This is a genomic window from Leyella stercorea DSM 18206, from assembly GCF_000235885.1.
Taxonomy (GTDB): domain Bacteria; phylum Bacteroidota; class Bacteroidia; order Bacteroidales; family Bacteroidaceae; genus Prevotella; species Prevotella stercorea.
Genome location: NZ_JH379361.1, coordinates 21,601 through 29,557, shown reverse-complemented (window position 1 = coordinate 29,557; position 7,957 = coordinate 21,601). Strand labels below are relative to the sequence as shown.

Here is a 7,957-nt window from a genome sequence, read left to right as displayed (position 1 = left end):
TGCTTAATCCCCCTGGTTTATCGGGTGAGCCGTAATCATAACTCTCAACTCTAAATTCTCAATTCTCAACTGAACGAATTGAAAATTCGTTCTATCTTCCCAGATACTTGTCTGCGAGGTAGTTGCTCAGTGCCTCCTTGTACATATCGCCGATTGGCAGATACGTGTCGGCATCCATCACGATGCGGTTCTTGGTTACCTCCTGCACATGATTCATGTTCACGATGTACGAGCGGTGTATGCGCAGGAAGTTGGACGGCAGGCGTTCCTCCATGCGTTTCATGGCGAGGAGCATGATGATGGGGCGTGGCTGGTCGATGATGTGTACCTTCAGATATTCGGACATGCCCTCAATGTAGCGTATGTCGGCAATCTTCACGCGCACCACTTTATGCTCCGTCTTCAAGAAGATGTTCTCGTCGGTGAGTTCTGGCTCTGGCTCGGTTGGCAGCGAGAGCGGTGTGTTGGCGTGCTCGTAGCGTTCCTTTACACGCAAGGCGGCGCGGCGGAAGTCGTCGAGGCTGAACGGCTTCAGCAGATAGTCGACAGCATTCACCTTATATCCGTCGATGGCGTACTCGGAATAAGCCGTGGTGAAGACCACAAGCGGTGGAGCCACGAGCGAGCGCACGAAGTCCATGCCGTTGAGGTCGGGCATGTTGATGTCGATGAAGATGGCATCAACACGCTCGCTGTTGATGATGTCGCGTGCTTCGAGAGCACTCTGACACTCGCCAACGAGAGTCAGGAACGGCACTTTTGATACGTAGGCAGCAAGTTGCTGCAGAGCCAGAGGCTCGTCGTCGATGATGAGGGTCTTTATCATAGTTGTCGAAATTATGTGTTCAGTGCAATTTATAGTTGTGTAAATCCTTTCTTGGCGTGGCGTGCGTTTAGCTCTGCATCGGAATGTCGAGCTTCACCTCGTACGTCTTTTCAGCATCGTTGATGCTCAGTGTGTAGTCGTCCTCGTAGAGCAGTTCGAGTCGCTGTCGCACGTTCTGCAGCCCCATGCCGCCTTTCTCGTTCGACTTCTGTGACTGTGTGGGTTTACTGTTGCGGCAGTTGAAGAGCAGTCGCTTGTTTTCCACTTCTACGCTTATGTTGATGAACGACTCCTCGCGGTAGCTGATGCCGTGCTTGAAGGCGTTCTCCACGAAGATGATGAGCATCAGCGGAGGCAGCTTCAACTCGGGCAGTTGCTGGGGTAAGTCTACGTTGATGTGTACCTTGTTGCTGTAGCGCAGGCGCATCAGCTGCACGTAGAGGTTGAGAAACTCCACCTCGCACGTCAGCGGTATGAGCTTTTTGCCACCGTCGTACAGTATGTGGCGCATCATCTTCGACAGTTCCACGATTGTTGTCTTGGCTCGTTCGGGGTCGATGTCCACGAGGGCGTGTATGTTGTTCAGCGTGTTCATGAAGAAGTGGGGGTTCACCTGATATTTCAGATACTCCATCTGCTGCTCCAGGTTCTTCTTGTCGATAATCTTCTGGCGCTCGAGGTCGCGCTGCGACATGAAGTAGAGCTTCACGCCGAGGTTCATGCCCATCAGCAGCAGTCCGCCGAAGAACGCCACCAGCTCGCCCGGTCCTAACATCGGCAGGGGGTCGATGGGTTGGTACTCCAACGGCTTGCGGTGCATAGGGTTCTGCGGACTGCAATAGCGTCCGTCGCCCAGTCGCACCGCTGCCACTCGTTCGTAGGCGATAGAGTCGGCTTTCCACTCTTCTTCCATGCGTATCTCGTCGATGTGTCTGTGCTTCGGTCGCCCCATGTAGTTGATGAACGTGCCGGCGAGCAGTAAGGCTACCGACAGACACAGGTAGGTTCCGGTCTTGCGCTTGCGTAGCAGGATGGGCAGAAGCAGGAAGTTGTGAATGGCGAACATCACAAGCCATATACTTGTGAACGCCCATGCGTGGAATATCTCGCCCCACGAGAAGGTGATCTTTGGGTTGGCAGCCATGCGTGTGTATATGTTCACCACTGGCGATGCATACAGCAACGTCCACATGAACGTATAAATGGTATGCTCTTTACGAAAATTCATAGGCTTTGGTTTTTATAACTCTCTTTGTCTTTAATGTCTCTAATTCGTTTTTCTATATCTCCATTTCTGGATAGTGGGCTTTCAGTGCAGCCAGTTTCTGATGCGTCTTCTCAAGGAAGGCGCGGTGTTCTGCCGAGTCAGGGTTGAAGGGGCGGTGGTTCAGAGCTGCCTTTATGGGCTGCCACTCGCTCAAGAATGCTTTAGTTTCGTTGCTGAAGAACGTGTCGGCGAAGCGTTCCCAGATGTAGTCGACGGCTTGCTGCGAGGGGTGCAGCATGTCGGGCGCATAGAAGCGATAGTCGCGAAGCTCGTCGCACACTATCTCGTAGGCAGGGAAGTAGACGCAGTTCTCGGTCTGCTCTGCCACCTGCTCTGCTGCCAGCAGCAGCGTAGCCTTCGACACGGCACTGCCGTGGAAGCCATACTTGGCGTAGCGTATCGGACTCACGGTGAGCACGACGCGCACGTCCGCTCTGCGCTCGCGCAGCATGTTTATGGCTTTCGTTATGTATTCCGCACACTCGTCGACGCTGAGGCTGCGCTCGGTGAAGAGTCGCTGCGGTCGCTTCTGGCAGTTGTCCACAATCTCGCCCGTCTCGTTGAGTATGTACACGCGGTTGGTGCCGAGCGTGAACACCGCCGTGCGCGCCACCTCCGCAGTCTCGGCTGCGAGGTAGCGCTCTACGGTGTGCAGTATGCTCGCCGGGTTGTACATCACGCCGTACGGATTGACCGTAGCGCGAAACTTGTCGTCGACGAACCGGCTGCCCATGTTGTCGGCAAAGCACGACCCCACGAAGAGCATACGCTCGCAGGGGGCAATCGCGAACGGCGACTTGTCGATGATGACGGGTGTGCGGAATTCCATTATTCTTACTCCTTCTTTCTTCTAACTTCAAATACCACTCCGCCGATGATGGCGAGAGCCAGCAGCAGATAGGCTGCGTAAGCTGCGGTCTCGGTGTTCTTCACCGATGCCGGCTTGAACGTGAGCACCACTTTGTGCTCGCCCGGCTTCACGTTGATGGCGCGCAGCACGTAGTTGACGCGACCCACCTCTACGTCCTTGCCGTCGACGGTGGCAGTCCAGCCCGGGTAGTAAATCTCAGAGAACACAACCACGCCGCCCTTCGGCGACTGCACGGTGTATTGTAGTTCGTTCGGCTCGTACTTGTCGAGACGCGCGAACGCTGTGTCCTCCTGCTTGACGGCTTCGCCTAAGGCTGCCTTGAACTTGCTGTCGGCTACAGCCTCGTGGTGCAGGTCGAGCTGCTTGATGGCATCGAGCTCCTGGTTGGCGTTGTCTACATACTGGAGGCGGTCGACGAACCACGCATTGCCGTAGGCGTAAGGGTTCTGCAACGGAACGGTCTGTCCGCCCTGCAGCGGCATGATGATATACTTGGTGTTGAGCATGTTGAGCACCGGATAAACCGAGTCGCCCGGCACGCTTGTCATATCGCCCTGCGCCTTGGCGATGGCAGACATCGCCTGCTGCATCTCCGGCGCGATATACTCGTCGATAAGCTCCTGATAGCGGCGCAACTTGGCAGCGTGGTAGCCGCCGATTGACTTATGGTAGTATGATGTTTCGTTCTCGTTGAACGTGTTCGACGCGAGGTTCAGCACGCGATAGTCGAGCGATGTGTCCTGCAAAATCTGGCGGTCGGTGGCTGTCTCCTGCTGCGGAGTCTCGCGCACGCTGCGCTCCACGAACATTCCGTCGTTGAGGTAGCGCTTGTTCACCTGCCACATATCCACGAGACAGAGCGCGAAGAGGAGAGCCACGGCGTACTTCGGCTGCAGCTTCTTCAGCAGGGCGAGCACGAGGATGACGGTTCCGGCGAGTATCACGAAGAACGAACGCCAGCAGTCGGCGGTGAATATAGAGATGCGTATCTCGCGCAGATTGCTGATGAGCGGAGTGAGATACTCGCTCGGTATAGAGGCGAGAGCATGCAGCTCGGCGTTAGAAACGAAGTCGGGGAAGAACACCGTAGGCATGATGGCGAACGCCACGCACATACCGGCTGTGAGCACGAAGCTGAGCACGAGCCACGAGCGGTTCTTCACCTCGCGGCACACCAGTCGGTGCGAAGCCGGACCGACGAGCAGTGGGGTGGTGCCCTTGAGGAAGTTCTCGGTCTCGAGCACCTTCTTCAGAGCCAGCATAGCAAGCAGCGGAATGGTGAACTCGGCGATGACGAGTATCGACGCCACGGTGCGGAACTTCGCGTACATCGGCACATAGTCGAGGAAGAGGTCGGTGAACCACATGAAGTTTCTGCCCCACGAGAGCAGTACGGAGAGCACCGTAGCAGCGAGCAGCGCCCACTTCATCGGGCCCTTCACTATGAACAGACCCAGCACGAAGAGCAGCATCACGAACGCTCCGACGTACACCGGACCGCTTGTGCCCGGCTGGTTGCCCCAGTACTGACCCAACTGCTGGTATATCTGGTAGAACTCGGGGTTCGCCTTCTCCATCGCCTTCTCGTTCTGCGCCAGCGGCACCGAAGCACCGCCCTTGGTGTTAGGCACGAGCAGGGTCCAAGTCTCGTCTACGCCGTAGCTCCACTGCGTGATATAGTCGCGGTCCAAGCCGCTCGAAGTCTGGTTGGCAGCGTTCTTCTTCACCAGCTCGCTCTTGCCGCGCATCGACTCCTGTGTGTACTGCCATGTGTGGTAGAGGTTGGAGAGGTTGATCACCACGCCCAATACAGCCGCCACGGCGCACACCGCCGTAGCCTTGGCGAAGCGTGCCATCTGCTTCTGGCGCAGAGCCTCTACGAGGTAGGCGATGACCATGAACAGCACGATGAACAGATAGTAGTAGGTCATCTGCACGTGGTTAGCCTGAATCTCGAGCGCCGTGAACAGACCCGTGAGCACGAAGCCCCACACGTACTTGCCACGATAGGCGAGCACGATGCCCGCAATCATCGGCGGCAGATAAGCCAGCGCAATCACCTTCCAGATGTGTCCGGCGGCGATGATGATGAAGAAGTAGCTACTGAAAGCCCACAGAATGGAACCTAACGCTGCCAGCTCGCGGCGGAAGTCGAACGCACGCAGCAGGATGTAGAAGCCCAGAAGATAGGCGAATACGTACCACACGTTCTCCGGAAGCCACAGGTGGTAGAACTTGCCCACGCCGTTCAGCACCTCCTGCGAGTGGTACGACGGAGCCATCTGATACGTAGGCATACCGCCGAACAAGGCGTTCGTCCAGCGCGGCATGTCGCCCGTGCGCTGGTAATACTCAGTAAGCTCCTCGCCCGCGCCGCGTCCGGCTGACGAGTCGTGACGATAGAGGATGCGCCCCTCCGTGTCTGCCGGGAAGAAGTAGGCAAACGCGATGACCGCAAACAACAACACTACCAGCAAGTCTGGCAGAAAGCGTTTCAAAGTCTTCATTGATATTCTTGTTTTGTTTGATTATACATTAATATATATATGTTTGCAAAGTTACAGAAATAATTCAAAATACGCAGTAATCTAAGTGTTTTTCTTAACTTGCATGGTGCGCATCGACCGACGCAGACGTCCGCATCGACCGGCGCAGATGTCCGCATCGACCGACGCGGATGCCCAAAGCTGCACTTTCGCAATGTAAAATATGTCATTAAAAACGCTCCGAGTGTCATTCTGTCAGACCGTCGGCTCTGCTTTTTGTCAGCAAAAGACAAGATATTTAGCTTTTGGCACACCATTTGTATATCAGTAAGCGAAAACATCAACCAATTAAAGTAAAAAATAAAAAACGAAATATTATGGGAAAGATTATTGGAATCGACTTAGGTACTACAAACTCTTGTGTTGCCGTATTTGAAGGCAACGAACCGGTAGTAATCGCCAACAGCGAAGGCAAGCGCACAACTCCTTCAGTCGTTGGCTTCGTAAAGGACGGCGAGCGTAAGGTAGGCGACCCTGCAAAGCGTCAGGCAATCACCAACCCGAAGAACACCGTATACTCAATCAAGCGCTTCATGGGCGAGACCTATGAGCAGTGCTCGAAGGAAGTGACACGCGTACCGTTCAGCGTTGTGAACGAAGGCGGCTATCCGCGCGTTGACATCGACGGACGCAAGTACACTCCGCAGGAAATCTCGGCAATGACACTTCAGAAGATGAAGAAGACCGCTGAGGACTATCTCGGACAGGAGGTTACGGATGCCGTAATCACCGTTCCGGCATACTTCTCCGACTCACAGCGTCAGGCTACAAAGGAGGCTGGTCAGATTGCAGGTCTCAACGTTCGCCGTATCGTGAACGAGCCGACAGCAGCTGCACTCGCTTACGGCGTAGACAAGGCTAACAAGGACATGAAGATCGCAGTGTTCGACCTCGGTGGCGGTACATTCGATATCTCTATCCTCGAGTTCGGCGGCGGCGTGTTCGAGGTGCTCTCTACAAACGGCGATACACACCTCGGCGGTGACGACTTCGACCAGGTAATCATCGACTGGCTCGTACAGGGCTTCAAGGCCGACGAAGGCATCGACCTCTCTAAGGATCCGATGGCTATGCAGCGTCTCAAGGAGGCTGCAGAGAAGGCAAAGATTGAGCTCTCAAGCACTACACAGACAGAAATCAACCTGCCGTATATCTCAGCCGAGGGTGGCGTGCCAAAGCACTTGGTTAAGACGCTGACACGCTCACAGTTCGAGCAGCTCGCACACAACCTCATCCAGGCTTGTCTCGTACCTTGCCAGAACGCAATGCGCGACGCAAAGCTCCAGACATCAGACATTGACGAGGTGATCCTCGTGGGCGGTTCAAGCCGTATACCAGCCGTACAGACACTCGTTAAGAACTACTTCGGCAAGGAGCCTTCAAAGGGCGTTAACCCCGACGAGGTGGTAGCCGTAGGCGCATCTATCCAGGGTGCTATCCTCAACAAGGAGAGCGGCGTAGGCGACATCGTTCTGCTCGACGTAACACCGCTTACACTCGGTATTGAGACAATGGGCGGCGTGATGACAAAGCTCATCGACGCCAACACCACAATCCCGGCTAAGAAGAGCGAGACATTCTCTACAGCCGTCGACAACCAGACAGCCGTAACCATCCACGTGCTCCAGGGCGAGCGCCCGATGGCTGCACAGAACAAGTCTATCGGCCAGTTCAACCTCGAAGGCATCGCACCGGCACGCCGCGGCGTTCCACAGATTGAGGTGACATTCGACATCGACGCCAACGGTATCCTCAACGTATCTGCAAAGGACAAGGCAACAGGCAAGGAGCAGGCAATCCGTATCGAGGCTTCTTCAGGCTTGAGCAAGGAGGAAATCGAGCGCATGAAGGCAGAGGCAGAGCAGAACGCAGCTTCTGACAAGGCAGAGCGCGAGAAGATTGACAAGCTCAACCAGGCTGACTCGATGATCTTCACCACCGAGAACTTCCTCAAGGACAACGGCGACAAGATTCCTGCCGACCAGAAGCCGGGCATCGAGCAGGCTCTGCAGCAGCTCAAGGACGCTCATAAGGCTGCCGACGTGGCTGCCATCGACACCGCCATCGCCAACCTCAACAACGTCATGCAGGCAGCTTCTGCACAGATGTACCAGGGTGGCGCACAGCCGGGCGCAGGCGCTCAGGCAGGTGCACAACAGGGCGCAGACAACGGCGCAAAGGCTGATGACAACATCCAGGACGCAGACTTCGAGGAGGTTAAGTAAGCTTGACTTTTAAGAACAGACTTTCTGAATAAGAATAAATAATAAGGCGTACAACCGAAATCTTATAGAGATCGGTTGTACGCCTTTTTTTGTTCACGAATTTGTGTATCCTGGAAGATATACAGAAAAAAATATACGGGGGCTCTCAATCGTTTTGTTTCAAAACGGCGACAAAGGTAATGTTTTATATCCGAAAAGTGTTACATTTGCTTGTTTTATTAT

5 protein-coding genes are annotated in these 7,957 nt (G+C 54.8%); 1 reads left to right on the top strand and 4 read right to left on the bottom strand.

Translation table 11 applies throughout. The features are described from left to right. Window positions 1-91: 91 nt before the first annotated feature. From HMPREF0673_RS01295 to HMPREF0673_RS01280, 4 genes are all read right to left on the bottom strand, one after another. Window positions 92-826 (bottom strand): LytR/AlgR family response regulator transcription factor, encoded by a 735-nt coding sequence (locus tag HMPREF0673_RS01295; protein ID WP_007897078.1) that lies wholly within the window; start codon window positions 824-826, stop codon window positions 92-94. A 67-nt stretch (window positions 827-893) separates the two neighbouring features. Next, window positions 894-2,054 (bottom strand): sensor histidine kinase, encoded by a 1,161-nt coding sequence (locus tag HMPREF0673_RS01290; RefSeq protein WP_007897076.1) that lies wholly within the window; start codon window positions 2,052-2,054, stop codon window positions 894-896. 52 nt (window positions 2,055-2,106) lie between these two features. Beyond that, window positions 2,107-2,922: a GSCFA domain-containing protein gene (locus HMPREF0673_RS01285; protein WP_007897075.1), complete on the bottom strand. Its 816-nt coding sequence runs from the start codon at window positions 2,920-2,922 to the stop codon at window positions 2,107-2,109. Between the two features lie 5 nt (window positions 2,923-2,927). Continuing rightward, window positions 2,928-5,471 carry a YfhO family protein gene (locus HMPREF0673_RS01280; protein WP_007897073.1) on the bottom strand — a complete coding sequence of 848 codons (2,544 nt, stop codon included), beginning with the start codon at window positions 5,469-5,471 and terminating at the stop codon, window positions 2,928-2,930. Between the two features lie 356 nt (window positions 5,472-5,827). On the opposite strand from HMPREF0673_RS01280, the gene dnaK reads away from it, so the two are divergent. Further along, window positions 5,828-7,735 carry a molecular chaperone DnaK gene (dnaK, locus tag HMPREF0673_RS01275; protein ID WP_007897071.1) on the top strand — a complete coding sequence of 636 codons (1,908 nt, stop codon included), beginning with the start codon at window positions 5,828-5,830 and terminating at the stop codon, window positions 7,733-7,735. Window positions 7,736-7,957: the final 222 nt, after the last annotated feature.